The 15,506-nt window shown below is 64.1% G+C and carries 16 protein-coding genes; 10 read left to right on the forward strand and 6 right to left on the reverse strand.

Annotated elements, in window-relative coordinates:
• Nucleotides 1-110: 110 nt before the first annotated feature.
• Together E0501_RS14605 and E0501_RS14610 are read left to right on the forward strand one after the other, a co-directional pair.
• Nucleotides 111-1,733 carry an FAD-dependent oxidoreductase gene (locus E0501_RS14605; RefSeq protein ID WP_137702118.1) on the forward strand — a complete coding sequence of 541 codons (1,623 nt, stop codon included), beginning with the start codon at nucleotides 111-113 and terminating at the stop codon, nucleotides 1,731-1,733.
• Nucleotides 1,730-1,924, forward strand: coding sequence for a DUF2783 domain-containing protein (locus tag E0501_RS14610; RefSeq protein WP_137702119.1), 195 nt, complete (start codon nucleotides 1,730-1,732; stop codon nucleotides 1,922-1,924). The genes E0501_RS14605 and E0501_RS14610 overlap by 4 nt, the downstream gene beginning before the upstream one ends.
• Before the next feature lie 98 nt (nucleotides 1,925-2,022).
• On the opposite strand, the gene nhaA is transcribed toward E0501_RS14610, so the two are convergent.
• Nucleotides 2,023-3,201, reverse strand: a complete 1,179-nt coding sequence (nhaA, locus tag E0501_RS14615) for a Na+/H+ antiporter NhaA (RefSeq protein ID WP_137702120.1) — start codon at nucleotides 3,199-3,201, stop codon at nucleotides 2,023-2,025.
• A gap of 124 nt (nucleotides 3,202-3,325) precedes the next feature.
• Here nhaA and E0501_RS14620 point away from each other — a divergent pair, with 124 nt between their 5' ends.
• The 3 genes from E0501_RS14620 (at nucleotide 3,326) to E0501_RS14630 (ending at nucleotide 6,376) form a co-directional block, all read left to right on the forward strand.
• Nucleotides 3,326-4,735, forward strand: coding sequence for a pyridoxal phosphate-dependent decarboxylase family protein (locus E0501_RS14620; protein ID WP_137702121.1), 1,410 nt, complete (start codon nucleotides 3,326-3,328; stop codon nucleotides 4,733-4,735).
• Between the two features lie 9 nt (nucleotides 4,736-4,744).
• Nucleotides 4,745-5,524 carry an aldolase/citrate lyase family protein gene (locus E0501_RS14625; protein ID WP_137702122.1) on the forward strand — a complete coding sequence of 260 codons (780 nt, stop codon included), beginning with the start codon at nucleotides 4,745-4,747 and terminating at the stop codon, nucleotides 5,522-5,524.
• A gap of 201 nt (nucleotides 5,525-5,725) precedes the next feature.
• The gene (locus E0501_RS14630; protein ID WP_137702123.1) at nucleotides 5,726-6,376 is read left to right on the forward strand and encodes a GntR family transcriptional regulator; all 651 of its coding nucleotides are present in this window, start codon (nucleotides 5,726-5,728) and stop codon (nucleotides 6,374-6,376) included.
• A gap of 6 nt (nucleotides 6,377-6,382) precedes the next feature.
• Here the strand turns inward: E0501_RS14630 and E0501_RS14635 are convergent, their stop codons facing one another.
• Nucleotides 6,383-7,075 carry a type 1 glutamine amidotransferase gene (locus E0501_RS14635; RefSeq protein WP_137702124.1) on the reverse strand — a complete coding sequence of 231 codons (693 nt, stop codon included), beginning with the start codon at nucleotides 7,073-7,075 and terminating at the stop codon, nucleotides 6,383-6,385.
• 85 nt (nucleotides 7,076-7,160) lie between these two features.
• On the opposite strand from E0501_RS14635, the gene E0501_RS14640 reads away from it, so the two are divergent.
• Genes E0501_RS14640 through E0501_RS14650 form a run of 3 tightly spaced genes read left to right on the forward strand, consistent with a single transcriptional unit; the run spans nucleotide 7,161 to nucleotide 10,075 of the window.
• Nucleotides 7,161-8,420: a cytochrome P450 gene (locus E0501_RS14640; RefSeq protein ID WP_137702125.1), complete on the forward strand. Its 1,260-nt coding sequence runs from the start codon at nucleotides 7,161-7,163 to the stop codon at nucleotides 8,418-8,420.
• A 35-nt stretch (nucleotides 8,421-8,455) separates the two neighbouring features.
• Nucleotides 8,456-9,745, forward strand: coding sequence for a type I glutamate--ammonia ligase (locus E0501_RS14645; protein WP_137702126.1), 1,290 nt, complete (start codon nucleotides 8,456-8,458; stop codon nucleotides 9,743-9,745).
• A gap of 15 nt (nucleotides 9,746-9,760) precedes the next feature.
• Nucleotides 9,761-10,075, forward strand: a complete 315-nt coding sequence (locus E0501_RS14650; protein ID WP_137702127.1) for a 2Fe-2S iron-sulfur cluster-binding protein — start codon at nucleotides 9,761-9,763, stop codon at nucleotides 10,073-10,075.
• Here the strand turns inward: E0501_RS14650 and E0501_RS14655 are convergent.
• Nucleotides 10,072-10,962: an alpha/beta fold hydrolase gene (locus E0501_RS14655; RefSeq protein WP_137702128.1), complete on the reverse strand. Its 891-nt coding sequence runs from the start codon at nucleotides 10,960-10,962 to the stop codon at nucleotides 10,072-10,074. The genes E0501_RS14650 and E0501_RS14655 overlap by 4 nt on opposite strands.
• 221 nt (nucleotides 10,963-11,183) lie before the next feature.
• Here E0501_RS14655 and E0501_RS14660 point away from each other — a divergent pair, with 221 nt between their 5' ends.
• The gene (locus E0501_RS14660; protein ID WP_137702129.1) at nucleotides 11,184-12,422 is read left to right on the forward strand and encodes a DegT/DnrJ/EryC1/StrS family aminotransferase; all 1,239 of its coding nucleotides are present in this window, start codon (nucleotides 11,184-11,186) and stop codon (nucleotides 12,420-12,422) included.
• A 15-nt stretch (nucleotides 12,423-12,437) separates the two neighbouring features.
• Nucleotides 12,438-13,340, forward strand: a complete 903-nt coding sequence (locus E0501_RS14665) for an aminotransferase class IV (RefSeq protein ID WP_137702130.1) — start codon at nucleotides 12,438-12,440, stop codon at nucleotides 13,338-13,340.
• On the opposite strand, the gene E0501_RS14670 is transcribed toward E0501_RS14665, so the two are convergent.
• The 3 genes from E0501_RS14670 to E0501_RS14680 form a co-directional block, all read right to left on the reverse strand.
• Complete coding sequence (locus tag E0501_RS14670; RefSeq protein WP_137702131.1) at nucleotides 13,331-14,299, reverse strand: LysR family transcriptional regulator; 969 nt, start codon at nucleotides 14,297-14,299, stop codon at nucleotides 13,331-13,333. The two genes, E0501_RS14665 and E0501_RS14670, sit on opposite strands and share 10 nt — an antisense overlap.
• Nucleotides 14,300-14,305: 6 nt before the next feature.
• A complete protein-coding gene (phaR, locus tag E0501_RS14675) occupies nucleotides 14,306-14,866 on the reverse strand; it encodes a polyhydroxyalkanoate synthesis repressor PhaR (protein ID WP_137702132.1) in 561 nt (186 codons plus the stop codon).
• Nucleotides 14,867-15,015: 149 nt separating this feature from the next.
• Nucleotides 15,016-15,459 carry a phasin family protein gene (locus E0501_RS14680; RefSeq protein WP_137702133.1) on the reverse strand — a complete coding sequence of 148 codons (444 nt, stop codon included), beginning with the start codon at nucleotides 15,457-15,459 and terminating at the stop codon, nucleotides 15,016-15,018.
• Between the last annotated feature and the right edge of the window lie 47 nt (nucleotides 15,460-15,506).

The raw sequence follows: 15,506 nt of genomic DNA on the forward strand, positions 1-15,506 counted from the left end.
CCTCGCGGGGCCGCCCGCAAGGGCGGACGCGCCACCACCCTGACCCAGATCAAACGGCGCGCGCACCATCCATGCCATCATGACACCGCGCGCCACCCGGAGGAGAACCGATGAACAAGATCTTCGAAGTCCCGCTCTACGCCTATGAGCGCAGCCCCGATCAGGATGCGCCGACGCCCGTCCGTCACCCGGTGATCGTCATCGGCGCCGGTCCCATCGGCCTCGCCGCCGCCATCGACCTGGCGCAGAACGACACACCCGTCGTCGTGCTCGACGACAATGACAAGGTCTCTTTCGGCAGCCGCGCCATCTGTTTCGCCAAGCGCCCGCTGGAAATCCTCGATCGGCTGGGCTGCGGCCACGAAATGGTGGAAAAAGGCGTCGAATGGGACCTGGGCAAGGTCTTCTTCGACGATCGCCAAGTCTATGAATTCGACCTGCTGCCGGAAGAAGGCCACGAATTCCCCGCCTTCATCAATCTCCAGCAATACTATTTCGAAGAGTACCTGGTGAACCGCGTGCGCGCCCTGCAGGCCCAGGGCAAACCGATCGAGATCCGCGGCAAGAACAAGGTCGAGGCGATCGGCACCCATGACGATCACGTCACGCTCGAGGTCCAGACCCCCGAAGACAGCTACGTGATCGAGGCCGACTGGCTGATTGCCTGCGATGGCGCCAATTCGCCCACCCGCCGGATGCTCGGGCTCGATTTCGTCGGCCGCGTCTTCGAGGACAACTTCCTGATCGCGGACGTGATCATGGAGGCCGATTTCCCCACCGAACGCTGGTTCTGGTTCGACCCGCCCTTCAACCGTGGCCAGTCCGCGCTTCTGCACAAGCAGCCCGATGGCGTCTGGCGGATCGACCTGCAGCTGGGCTGGGACATCGATAAGGAAGAAGAGAAGAAGCCGGAAAACGTCATCCCCCGCCTCAAGGCGATGCTGGGCGAAGACGTCGAGTTCGAGCTCGAGTGGGTCTCGATCTACACCTTCCAGTGCCGCCGGATGGAGGAATTCCGCCACGGCCGGGTGATCTTTGCCGGCGACGCCGCGCACCAGGTCTCGCCCTTCGGCGCACGTGGCGCCAATTCGGGCCTGCAGGACACCGACAACCTGATCTGGAAGCTCCAGCTGGTGATGGATGACAAGGCCCCCGAAAGCCTGCTCGACAGCTATGACATCGAGCGGATCCACGGCGCGGACGAGAATATCCTCAATTCCACCCGCTCGACCGATTTCATCACGCCCAAATCCGAGATCAGCCGCACCCTGCGCGACGCGGTGCTGGATCTGGCCGAGGAATACCAGTTCGCCCGGCCGCTGGTGAACTCGGGCCGCCTGTCGGTGCCCTGCACCTATGACGGCTCGCCCCTGAACACCGCGGACGCGCTGGAACAGGGCCCGGCGCGCACCCGGCCCGGTTCCCCCTGCCCCGACGTGCCGCTGGGCGATGGCTTCCTGCTGCCAAAACTGGCCGGCAAATTCACGCTCCTGACGATCGACGCCGAGGCCCCCGACAGTTTCGAGGAATCCGGCATCGAGGTCACCCGGCTGGCGCTTTCGGTCAAGGACGACAAGACCCTCGCGCTGAAACAGCGCTACCTGGGCGCCGCACCCTCGGCGGTCTACCTGATCCGCCCCGATCAGCACGTCGCGGCGCGCCGCGAAAGCTGGAACGAAAACATCTTCCGCGCCGCCTTGCGCCGCGCCACCGGACAGGAGCAACAGAAATGACCGAGCTGACCCTGACCCCCAACATCGACTCCGCCGACGATTTCTACGCCGATCTCCTGGCCGCGCATGAGGGCCTCTCCAAGGCCGAAAGCGACGCCTTCAATGCCCGCCTGATCCTGGTGCTGGCCAACCATATCGGCGACCGCTCCGTCCTCAGCGCCGCGATCGAGGCCGCCAGGCGCAAGGGCTGAACTCGTTCCAGCGATTGCGCCGCGTGTGCCACGCGTCGCGGCAAAGCGGGGTCGAGGCTGTCGCCTCGGCCCCGCCCGCCAGTGGGATGAACCGGCGCTCAGGCCTCCATACGCGCTGGCCGCACCTCGCGCGAGAAGCTGAGGAATGCCGCGCCCAGAAGCCCCGACAGGAGTGACCCCGAGATCACGCCCAGACGCACCGCGTTCTGGCTCTCGACATCCGAAAACGCCAGCGAGCCGATGAAGAGCGACATGGTAAAGCCGATCCCGGCCAGGCAGGACACGCCGTAAAGCTTGCGCCAGGTCAGTTCCTCGGGCCGCGCCGCAAGCCCCGCCTTCACCGCCAGCACCACGGCGCCGAAGACACCGATCTGCTTGCCGATGAAAAGGCCCGCCGCCACGCCCAGCGACAGCGGATGCATCAGGGCCTCGAACGAGAGCCCCTTGAGCGGCACACCCGCATTGGCAAAGGCAAAGACCGGCAGGATCGCGAACGCCACCCAGGGGTGCAGCTCGTGCTCGAATTCCTGCGACATCGACTGGCCGCGCGCGTTGCGCTCGAACGGGATGGCAAAGCCCACCGCAACCCCGGCCAGCGTGGCATGCACGCCCGATTTCAGAACCGCGGTCCACAGGATCACGCCGACCACGACATACCCGAACCCGTTGCGGAACCCGCCCAGGTTCATCGCCAGCAGCGCGACAAGGCAAACCGCGGCCACGCCCAGCGCCGTCAGCGACAGGGACGAGGTGTAGAACAGCGCGATGATCACGATCGCCGCCAGGTCATCGACCACGGCAAGCGCCAGCAGGAAGGTCTTCAGCACCGGCGGAACCTTGTTGCCGAACAGGCTCAGCACCCCCAGCGCAAAGGCGATGTCGGTGGCCGCCGGAATGGCCCAGCCGCGCGCCTCGGCACTGTCGATGCCGACGATGGCCAGGAAAATGAGCGACGGCACCACGATGCCGCCCACCGCGCCATAGACCGGCAAAGCCGCATTGGCCCAGCTCGACAGCGCGCCGGCCTTGATCTCGCGCTTGATCTCAAGCGCGACCAGCAGGAAGAAGATCGCCATCAACCCGTCATTGATCCACAACAGGAGCGGTTTCGAGATTTCCAGCCCGGCGACCGCGACGGTGGCATATTCGCCCAGAAGCGCATCGTAATAGGGCGCCAGCGCCCCGATGTTCTCGAACAGGATCCCGGCCAGGGCCGCCGCCGCCAGCAAGAGGCCCGAAAAAATATCCGCAGGTATCCCCATCACCCTCTGGGCCATCCACGTGCCTCCCCATTGTTTACGTTTTTTGTTAGCTATTGCGGAACGCCACGGTTTCAATAGCCTTGCCGCCGGAAAAGGCGCCAGATAAAGTTAACACATTAATTTCATCCGGAGAACCACAATGCGCTGGAGCGACTTTCCGAAATGGGGCAAGTGGCTGGCCGATTGGGCGGCCGAGTATCACGCGGGCCTGCGCGACCGACCCGTGCGCGCCCAGACCGCCCCCGGCGCGATCGCCGCGCAACTGCCCGCCAGACCGCCTGAAGAGGCCCAGCCGCTGGAAGACGTGATCGCCGATTTCGAACGCATCGTCATGCCCGGCATCACCCATTGGCAGCACCCACGCTTCTTTGCCTATTTTCCCTCCAACGCCTCGCCGGCGGCGGTGCTGGCCGATCAGATCGTCACCGTGATGGCGCCGCAATGCATGCTGTGGCAGACCTCGCCGGCCGCGACCGAGATGGAAACGCGGATGATGGACTGGCTGCGCCAGGCCATCGCACTGCCCCAAGGGTTTCATGGCGTGATCCAGGACTCCGCCTCCTCGGCCACGCTTGCGGCGATGCTCACCCTGCGCGAACGTGCGCTCGACTGGCATGGAAACCAGCAGGGCCTCTCGGGCCAGCCGCGCCTGCGCGTCTATGCCAGCGAAGAGGTCCACACCTCGATCGACCGTGCGATCTGGATTGCCGGCATCGGGCAGGAAAACCTGGTCCGCATCCCCACCACAGGCCCCCTGCGGGCGATGGACACCGCCGCGCTCGATGCAGCGATCGAGGCCGACAAGGCCGCGGGCTACCTGCCTGCGGGCATCATCGCCTGCACCGGCGGCACCGGTACCGGCGCCTGCGATGACATCGCCGCCACCTGTGACGTGGCCGAAAAACACGGGCTTTACACCCATGTCGACGCCGCCTGGGCCGGTGCCGCGATGATCTGCCCGGAATTCCGCACGCTCTGGGCTGGGGTCGAACGCGCCGACAGCGTGGTTTTCAACCCGCATAAATGGCTCGGCACGCAATTCGACCTCTCGGCGCATTTCATCCGCTCGCCCGAGGACCTGACCCGCACGCTGGCGATCCAGCCGGAATACCTGAAAACCCACGGCGCCGACGGGATCATCAACTATTCCGAATGGTCGGTGCCACTGGGCCGCCGTTTCCGCGCACTGAAACTTTGGTTCCTGCTGCGCGCCTATGGCCTGGCCGGCCTGCGCCAGATGATCCGCAACCACGTCGCCTGGTCGCAGGCGCTGGCGGACCGGCTGCGCGCCCATCCCGATTTCGAGATCGTCACCGAACCGGTGCTCTCGCTCTTCACTTTTCGCTACGCGCCGCCCGGCGCCAGCGATCTCGATGACCTGAACCAGCGCCTCGTGAACGCGATCAACGATGACGGCCGCATCTACATCACCCAGACCCGCACGCGGGGCGAACTGGTGATCCGCTTCCAGGCCGGTCAGTTCGACGCCACCGAAGACGACGTGAAAACCGCCTATAACGTGATCACCGAGATCGCGAAAACCCTTTAGGAGACAGCCATGCCAGCCCCCGAGAACCGTTTCAAATCCGCGCTGAAGGCCGGGAAGATGCAATATGGCTGCTGGGCCGGCTTCGCCGATCCCTACGCGACCGAAATGCTTGCCACCGCCGGGTTCGACTGGCTGGTGATCGACGGCGAACATGCCCCAAACGACCTGCAGACCATCATGCATCAGCTGCAGGTGCTCGACGGCAAGCATTCCAATGCCGTGGTGCGCCTGCCCGTGGGCAATGAATGGCTGATCAAGCAGGTGCTTGATGCCGGGGCCCAGACGGTGCTGGTGCCGATGGTGGAAACCGCCGATCAGGCCCGCGATCTGGCCCGAGCCATGCGCTATCCGCCCGAAGGTATTCGCGGCGCGGGCGCGGCGCTGGCCCGTGCCTCGCAATTCTCGGCCATCCCCGATTACGTGCCGACCGCCAATGCGCAGGTCTGCCTGCTGGTGCAGGTCGAAACCGTCAAGGGCATGGAAAACCTCGACGAGATCCTCGGCGTCGATGGCGTCGACGGCGTGTTCATCGGCCCGGCCGACCTCGCCGCCGACATGGGCCATCTGGGCAACGCCGCAGCACCCGCGGTTCGCGACGCCATCCGCGACGGCCTTGGCCGCATCGCCGCCTCGGAAAAGGCCGCGGGCATCCTCGCCGTCGATGACGCAGTCGCACAGCAATATGCCCAGTGGGGCGCGCGGTTCCTGGCCGTGGGCATCGACGTGCTGATGCTGGCGCGCACCGCGCGCGAAACCATGGCCCGCTGGCGGGACCGCGACGGCCGCTGAACGCGCGGTCGGGTAAGGCTTTTCATTAACGCTTGGTGAAGTTCCGGCGGCAGCCGGATGTCAGCCGGGGGGTGCACGCATTTCACCCCCCGATTTTTCTGCGAAAAATCGCATTAACCACGCGGCGCGGTGCCCTTCCATAAATATACGGAAAGAGGTGAAATTCTTTACATTTTACGCCGAACGGGTCAGGGTCGCGCCATGGCGGGACAGACCGAAACCATCATCCACGCGGTGCTCAAGGGCATCGACACCGGGGTTCTGAACCCTGGCGACACGATCGATGAACAGATGCTGATCGACGCACACAACGTCTCGCGCACGCCCGTGCGCGAAGCGATGATCCAGCTTGAAACCGCCGGTCTCATCACCCGCAACCCGCGCAAGGGCGCCACTGTCTTCCGCCCCACGCTCGAGGAATTTCTCGCGATATTAGAGGTACATGCCAAGCTCGAAGGACAGGCTGCGGGGCTCGCTGCGCGGCGCCTTTCGAAATCCCACGCCGCCGCGCTGGAAGAGGCGACCGCCGCCTGCGAGGCCCATGCCGCGCGGCACGGCGACGGCCTGCCAGACCTCTACTACCAGCTCAACCTCGATTTCCACCGCGTCGTGGCCGAGGCCGCGGGCAACCCGTTCCTGCTCGACATGATCAAGACCAACGCGCGCAAGCTGATGGCGTATTATCGCGCGCGCTATCATTATGCCGGCGTTATCGCCACTTCGGCGCGCGAACACCGCGAAATCGCCATGCTCATTGCCAACCGTCAGGCGGATGAGGCCGAAGAAACCATGGCCCGTCACGTCAGTTTCGACCACGTCACGGCGCTCGATCTGCTCGCCGCCCTCGCTTGAAACCCGTCAAGTTTCCTTCTGTTTTTTCTCAAGAAACTCGGCAATCCACTCTGCCGTCGTCGCCATGTCCGGCGCCTCGCCAAGCGAGCTGCGCGCCGCTTGTGTGATATCCGAAGGCAGGTCCGTGGCCAGGTACTCGATCAGCGCCGCGATGAAGTCGGGCTCCATTTCGGGGTGATACTGCGTCGTCATCACCGCATCGCCGATCACGAAGGCGCCCACCGGACAGCCCGGCCCCTCGGCGATCACCTCGGCCCCCTCGGGCAACCGGGTCACCTGTTCGCAATGGCTGGCATAGATCGGCATTTTCCGCCCATCCTTGAACACCTGCTCCACCTGCCCGAACACCCAACCGTCCGGGTTCATCTCCACCTTCCCACCCAGGGCCTGGGCAATCAACTGATGCCCGAAACACGCACCGAACAGCGGAATACCTGCGCCGACAATCTCGCGCACCAGCGCCTCCAGCCGCGCCACCCAGTCCTCACCGGAATTCACCGAAGCCGGCGAGCCGGTGATCATCACCCCGTCGATGCCCTCAAGGCTTTCGGGAAACACGCCATCCTTGACCGAATAGACCAGATAGTCCCACTCTGGCCGCACCAGTCGCATCATCGCCGGGAATTTCTCGCCGTCTTTCGGCCAGCGTTGCGCGAAATCGCTTTCGTCGGTGTTGGTCATCAGGATGGCAATGCGCATGGGCAGTTTCCTTTTGCATATTTATCGGCATCTACAATATACTTAACAAATCAACAACACGAATCTGCCGCGGGAGGCGCCGAATATGACAGTCTGGACCCCCACCGATGACGGCCACGCCGACCTCACCAGCCACGATACCTTCACCCGCGGCGCCCCACACAACACCTTCGCCCGGCTGCGCCGCGAAGATCCCCTGCACTGGACCCCCTATGCCAACGGCGAGGATTTCTGGTCGATCACCCGCCATGCCGATATCGCCGAGATGAACCGCGACACCGCAGTGTTCTCCTCGGCACGCGGCATCCGGATGGAGGACCAGACCTACGAGGAATACCTCGCCCGCCGCACCTTCCAGGAGACCGATCCGCCCGAACACATGATGACCCGGATCAAGGTGGCCAAGGCGTTCTCCAAACCGGTCGTGGCCCAGTTCGAGGATGATATCCGCAAATTGTGTGATGAAATCCTTGATCAGGCGCTCGCTCAGGAGAGTTTCGACGCCACCAAGGACATCGCCCGCCAATTGCCCATGCGCATGCTGGGCCGTATCCTCGGCCTGCCCGACGAAGACCTGCCCTGGCTGGTCGAAAAGGGCGATGCGCTAATCGCCAACACCGATCCCGATTTCACCGATCACGTCCTCGACCAGATGACGACCGATGAATTCCGCATGATGCCCTTCAACTCGCCCGCCGGGGCCGAACTCTTCGTCTACGCCAAGAAACTGATGGCCGAGAAAGAAGCCGCCGGCGACACCTCGGGCGTGCTGCACATGATCCGCGAACCGGCCAAGGACGGCAGCGTGATCACTGAGGAAGAATTTCGCAATTTCTTCTGCCTCCTCGTGGCCGCCGGCAACGACACCACCCGCTATTCCATCGCCGCGGGCATTCAGGCCATGTGCCACCAGCCCGAGCTTCTGGAGCAGATGCAGGCGGGCGGTGACATCTGGGAAACCGCACCGGATGAAATCATCCGCTGGGCCACACCGGCGCTCTATTTCCGCCGTACCGCGCTGCAGGACTATGAGGCGCATGGAAAAACCATCCGCGAAGGCGACAAGGTGCTGTTCTGGTGGTCCTCGGCCAACCGCGACGAGGAGGTATTCGACGATCCCTTCCGCGTCGATCTCTTCCGCAGCCCCAATCGCCATGTCAGCTTCGGCCAGGGCGGCCCGCATGTCTGCCTCGGCATGTGGCTGGCGCGGCTCGAGGTACGCGTGCTCTTCCAGGAACTGGCCAAACGGCTCAAATCCATAGAAGCTGACGGCGATCACGAATTCCTCCGCTCGAATTTCGTGGGCGGGATCAAGAAACTACCGGTGCGGATCAAGCGTGCCTGAGCCCGAAACGGGGCCGAAAAACAGGGAGAACCACAATGCACGACCGCCTGCGCGCGATATTTTGCGACCACCTGTCGATCATCCGGGGCAAATACCTGCCCCACTCGAAGATCGCCGATTCCGAGACCCGCTTCTGCCGCTCCACCTTCGGCGTGCATTACGACAAGGACCTGCTCGATGCCCCCGGCGCGATGATGATGCAGGGCCTGCCCGACATGGAACTGCGCTGGCGCCATGACGAAATCCGCGACAGCTGGGACGACCACACCAAGATCGTGATCGGCGATCTCTACGACGACGAAGGCGAACTGCTGCCGCTCTGCCCACGCGGCGCGCTGAAACGCACGGTGGCCGACTGGCAGGCGCGCGGCCTGAACCCCAAGGTCGGGATCGAGCTGGAATGCTTCGCCCTGATGGCCGATGACGAAGGCCGGCTTGTCCCCTACGACGCGCCCGGCGGCGTGGTCTACGGCACCGGCCCTTTCACCGATCCGCTGCGCTTCAACGATGCGATCTGGGAAATGGCCGACAGGCTCGGATTTCGGCTCGACATGATCACGGCCGAATATGACAGCCCGCAATACGAATACACGCTCACCTTCGACGACGCGGTACAGGCAGTGGATGATATCGTCCTCTTCCGCCTGATGGCGCGTGAGATTGCGCTGGAACACGGCGTGATCCTCACCTTCATGCCCAAACCGATCGCCGAGGCCGGCGGCTCAGGCATGCATATCAACTTCTCCTTCACCGACGAGTCCGGCGGCAACGCGCTTTCGTCGGGCCCGCGCGGCGGCCCCGAGCACATGAATGACCTGGCCAGGGGCTGCCTCGCCGGCCTCCTGCACCATCACAAGGGCCTCGCCGGCCTGATCGCGCCGACCGCGAATTCCTACCAGCGGCTTCAGCCCGGTTCGCTCTCGGGCTTCTGGAAGAACTGGGGCGGCGACCACCGCAACGTCACCACCCGGATCAGCTCCGAAGGCGGGCCCAAGGCCCGGCTGGAGCACCGGATGGCCGATGCCTCGTCAAACCCCTACACCGCCGTCGCCGCCGTGCTTCAGGCCGCGCGACTGGGGGTCGAGAACGGCTATGAGCTGCCGCCGATGGAAACCGGCGACGGGTTCGAGAATACGGACGCCAAGGAAAGCACCGCGATCGACCTCAAGGGCGCGGTGGCCGACCTGCGCGCCGATACCGTGCTTACCCAGGCCGTGGGGCAGCTTCTTTGCGACAACCACGCCTTCATGAAGGAAAAGGAAGTGAAAAAGACGAAAGACCTCGAAGGCGACGCGCTGCGCGACTTCTACGTCTATTTCGTCTGATCGAAAGGAAATCCGATGAAAGTCACCTGGAAACTTCCCGATGGCAGTGAACGCACCGCCGACGTCGAAAATGGCACCTCGATGATGCAGGCCGCCGTCGACAACAACGTGCCCGGCATCATCGGCGAATGCGGCGGCACGCTCTCCTGCGCCACCTGCCACGTCTATGTCGATGACGCATGGCTGGACAAGACCGGCAGCGCGGACGATTTCGAAGACGCCATGCTCGACGTGGCCGAGGCCGAACGCCGCGACAGCTCGCGCCTTTCCTGCCAGATCGAGGCGTCCGACGATCTCGACGGCCTTGTCCTGATCGTGCCGCAGGCCTAGGACGCCATCGCCTTCGCATCCAGCACCGCCTGGGCCCACGCCTCGGGGCGCTCCTGCGGCAGGTTATGGCCCGCGTCTTCAAACACCCTGTGCTCATGCGGCCCGGTAAACCTGGCCGCGTGATGCGCGGTACCAAAGGACACGCCATCACTATCGCCATCAATGCTGATCGTGGGCACGGTGATCGGGGGCTGCTCTGCCAGCCGCGCCTCGATTGCCGCGCAATCCGGATCGCCCGGCACCAGCCCATAGCGGTGACGATAGGAATGGATCACCACCTCCACGAAGTCCGGATTATCGAAACTCTGCGCCGTGCGTTCGAAAACCTCCGGCGAAAAATCCCATTTGGGCGACCACATTCGCCACAAGAGGCGCGCCACCCCCTTGCGATCCTTCTCCAACCCGCGCCGCCCGCGCTCGGAATGGAAGTAATACTGATACCAAAACGCCGCCTCCTGTTCCGGCGGCGCCGGCTCTCCTGAATGCGCGATGTCCTGGATATTGTAGGCATTGCCGCTCACCAGCGCCTCAACCCGCCCGGGCCAAAGGGCCGCCACGATACAGGCCGCGCGCCCGCCCCAGTCATAACCGCCCAGCACGGCCCGCTCGAGTCCAAGTGCGTCCATCAGGGCCAGCATATCCGCCCCCAAGGCAGCCTGCTCGCCCGAGCGCGGCACCGCGTCGCTCAGAAAGCGGGTCGGCCCATATCCGCGCAGATAGGGTACGATCACACGCGCGCCCGCCTCGGCCAATATCTCCGCGCTTTCGGCGTAAGTCTCGACATCATAGGGAAACCCATGCCCTAGAAGACACGGCCAGCCCGACTCAGCGCCGTAGGTTCGATAGGCCACCCTAAGCACCCCTGCCTCGATGAATTTCAGCGCCATTTCACACCCTCCCGGCGATTTCCCTCCACCATGCGGCCATTCCCTGCGCACCCGCAAGCCCTTCATCTGTCGGCGAATATCCGGTCAAGCGCGCGGGGCTGGCCCTGCAGCGTGCCCCAATCCATGCTCCCAAGAGCCCGCAAAACCGCGCTTTTCACTTTCCAGACCCGGGGCTTTCGTTTAGTTTTCCCGAAAACAACCTTCGGAAAAGCCGAACAAACATGACGCATCACTCGCAGGCCCCCACCCCCGCCGCCAATGTTTACGACGCCGAACCGATCCCGCCGGCCGCGCGGGACGAAATCGACAGGCTTCTGCAATCAGGCGACCTCTTCCGCTACACCGCGCCCGAAAACGCACCCGTCGCCCTGCTCGAACGCGAATTCGCCGAAATGATGGGCGTGAAATATGCGCTTGCAGTCTCGTCCTGCTCGGCGGCGCTCTTTCTCTCGCTCAAGGCGCTTGGCCTGCCGCGCGATGCCCGCGTGCTGATCCCCGGCTTCACCTTCGCCGCCGTGCCCTCCTCGGTCGTGCATGCCGATTGCGTGCCGGTGCTCTGCGAGGTGGGCGACAATTACCGCATCGACATCGATGATTTCACCGCCAGGCTCGACAGCGGCATTTCCGCCGTCATCATCAGCCACATGCGCGGCCACACCTCGGACATGGACGCGATCATGGCGCTTTGCGACGCGCGGGGCATCCCCGTGGTCGAGGACGCGGCCCATTCCCTCGGCACCGAATGGGCCGACCGCAAAATCGGCACCATTGGCCGGGTCGGCTGTTTTTCCTTCCAGTCCTACAAGCTGGTCAATGCCGGCGAGGGCGGCATCCTGATCACCGACGATGCCGATCTCGTCGCCCGCGCGGTCATCATGTCCGGCGCCTATGAGCATAACTGGCAGAAACACCTCGCCCCCGGCGACAACTCGGCGGCGCTGGAACAGGGGTTTGCCCGCTGGCAGAACCGCCTGCCGCTCTACAATCTGCGCCTTTCGAACCTCGCCGCCGCGGTCATCCGCCCGCAACTGCCCGAGGTGCCCCGCCGTGTCCGCGACGGCCGCCGCAACCACGATTTCGTGGCAGAGCGCCTGAATGCCTCGCCCTGGCTGCACGTGCCATCCGCCCTGCCGCCCGAGGACCGCGCCCCGGATTCGATCCAGTTCAACCTCGTGAACATGGATGATGCCCAGGCCCGCGCCTTCGCAATCGCCGCCGCCGATCGCGGCGTCAAGGTGCAGATCTTCGGCCACTCCACCGACAACGCCCGCGCCTTCTGGAACTGGCAGTTCCTGCCCGGGTCCCGGCCCGATCTCCCGCAAACCCGCGCCATGCTGATGCGCGCCTGCGATGCGCGCCTGCCTGCGCATCTCACCCTCGATCAATGCACCGCCATCGCCGATGCGCTGGTTCTTGCGGCCCATGACGTGATCGGGCACGCTCAGGTCTACGGAACCTGACGCAAGAGGCATGACATGGCGGATTTCTCCAAGGGCGCGGCCTGGATGGGCGGGGAAATCGTGCCCGTCGCCGAGGCGAAAATCTCGGTGCTCGACTGGGGCCTGACCCACTCGGACATCACCTATGACGTGGTGCCGGTCTGGGACGGCGCATTCTTTCGCCTCGATGATTACCTTGCCCGCTTCCGCCAGTCGGTCGAGGCCCTGCGCCTGTCGATCCCGCAATCCGATGACGAGATCAAACAGATCCTGCGCGATATCGTCGCCAGATCCGGCCTGCGCGACTCTTACGTTTCGATGACCGCCTCGCGCGGCGTGCCACTCATCCCCGGCTCCCGTGATCCGCGCGAATGCGGCAACCATTTCTATGCCTGGTGCATTCCTTACGTCCACGTCATCAAACCCGACGTGGCCGAACGCGGCTGCCACCTGTGGATCTCGAAATCCTCGCGTCGCATCCCCGAGGACAGCGTCAACCCGCGCGCAAAGAACTACCACTGGGGCGATTTCACCACCGGCCTGCTCGAGGCCAAGGATGCGGGCTTCGACACCACCGCCCTGCTCGATCACGCCGGCAACGTCACCGAAGGCCCCGGCTTCAACGTCTTTGCCGTGAAGGGCGATACTGTCGTCACCTCGGATCAAGGCGTGCTGCACGGCATCACCCGCCGCACCATGATCGAGATGTGCCAGGCCCGCGGCCTGAGCGTGGAAACCCGCCCCTTGCCGCTTTCCGAACTGCTCGAGGCGGATGAGGTCTTCCTGTCCTCGTCGGGCGGCGGCGCGATCCCGGTCGCCCGCGTCGATGATCGCGTGTTCGGGAACGAGGCCCCCGGCCCCGTCGCGCGCCAGCTGCGCGAGGATTATTTCGCCCTCCTGCGCGACCCGGCCTACCGAACCGAAATCGCCTATTCGTAAAGTTTCAGCCGCTTTTTCAGAAAGGGATGCGCCGCGATCGCCGGCTCGACCACCGTCTTGCGCAGGATGGGTTTCAGCGTCTCGGCCACCCGCGCCGGCATGTCCTGCAGAATCCCCTTGCGCGCGGTCAGGCTGATCGTGCGGCTCAGCGGCGCAAAGGGCAGGTCCATGATATCCAGCTGATCGGCAAAGCGCCGCGCCCGCATCAGCGCCAGTGGCGTCAGGATGGTCCAGCCCGCCCCCTGCCCGACCAGCGCCAGGATCGCGTGATAACTGTCCAGCTCGAACCGGTGCGCCATGGTCAGGTTCTGCCGCGCCAGGTGATCGGCGATCAGCCGGCCCATGTAGTGGCGCGACGTGTATTGCACCAGCGGCAGCGCCTTCAGCTGTTCCAGCACGTTGCCCGTTGGATCCACCACGCCGCGCGGCGCCGCCACCACAAACCCGTCTTCCAGAATCGGGTGGATCTCCATCCAGTCCGCAGCGGCGCCCAGTTCGGCCGCCACGATCACGTCAAGCGCGCGGGCATCCAGCTGGCCATAAAGGAAATGGCTCGCCCCCGTTTCCAGCAGGAACTGACACCCCGTCAACTCGCCCGCCATATGCGCCAGGAGCTGCGGCGTCACATCCGCCTCGAAATCCTCGATCACCCCCAGCCGGAACCGCGTCAGCAGGCTCAGGTCCTGCGCGGCCAACTCCGCCTTGGCCTGCGCCGCCTCGTCCAGGATGATCGTCGCCCGGCGCCGGAAAATCTCGCCCGCCGGCGTCAGGCGGACCGGGCGCTCGTTGCGCACCAGCAGCGGCACGCCCATGGCCGCTTCCAGGTTGGTCAGCTGTTGCGAAACCGCCGAGGGCGAAGCCCCCAACCGCCGCGCCGCAGCGGAAATCGAGCGTTCCTCGACCGTGGCGATAAACACCTCGATCCCCCACAAGGTGATCTTGCCGGGGCTGGAAACCATCGCGATTTACTTGCCCAGCTTGGACAATTTCGCTTGCAGATCAGCAAGTTGCTGCTTGATCTCGTCCAGCTCTTCGCCGTCTTCTTCGGCCTCCGGCTTCTCGGGCGCCGGGCCGGTGCTGCCGGCATTGCCCCAGGCCGAGCTCATCGCCTTCATAAAGGCTTCCTGCTGGGCCTGCATCGCCTCGAACCCCGGCATCTTGGCCATCGGGTTCATGGTGCCCAGGTTTTCCATCATCTTCGACTGGCCATCGCGCAGCATCTCGAAACTGGCCTGCAGGAACTGCGGCACGACGCTGGTGGCCTGGGTAGTGTAACTGCGCACCAGGTCGTTCAGCACCGAAATTGGCAGCACGTTCTCGCCCCGGCTTTCATGCTCGGCGATGATCTGCAGCAGGTATTGCCGGGTCAGGTCGTCCCCGGTCTTCAGATCGATAATCTGCACCTCGCGCCCATCCCGAATGAACCCCGCGATGTCTTCCAGCGTCACGTAATCACTGGTCTCGGTATTATACAGCCTGCGGCTGGCGTAACGCTTGATGAGAAGCGGTTTATCACTGTCGGCCAAGGGTTTCTCCTCCCCATGAACTGCGCGCTGCAGCGCAGCTTACGCGAGCGCAGAAAAAAAGGAAAGGGCGAGCCATCCGGCTCGCCCTTCACAGGTTGCACCCCTAAAGATTGGGAGGAGAGGGAGATAGGGGCGCTAAGCTGTTTGCCTTACTTGGCCGAAGCTTTCTTCGCGGCCGAGGTCACCTCGTCGGTGGCCTTTTTCATGGCGGCGGTTGCTTCTTCGGTCACGTCCTTGCCAGCCGCCATCAGCAGCTCGACGGTGTCCATCTGAACTTTCTTGGCGATCTCGGCGAAGGCGGCCATGTGTTCGGCAGCCGATTCAGCGCTGGCCGATGCGAAATCGGTCATGGCTTTGGCATAGTCGGCCGGCTCTTTGCGGGCTTTCGACATGTCTGCCAGCTTGTCCAGGGTTTCCTTGGTCCACTTGCTCGAGATCTCGCTCGATTTCTCGGCGGCTTGCAGGGCGACGCCCGACAGTTTCTCGTTCAGGGTTGCCTGGGTTTTGAAGGCATCTTCAAAGGCTTTGGTGTCGACGGGGAATGCGCCCATCATGTCTTTGAAGACGGCGGTGAAATCTTGGGTCTTGGCCATTGGTCTGGTCCTCTGCAACTGCTTGCGGGAACATCCCGCGTTTCTGC

Source organism: Marimonas lutisalis, assembly GCF_005434965.1.
Taxonomy (GTDB): Bacteria; Pseudomonadota; Alphaproteobacteria; order Rhodobacterales; family Rhodobacteraceae; genus Marimonas_A; species Marimonas_A lutisalis.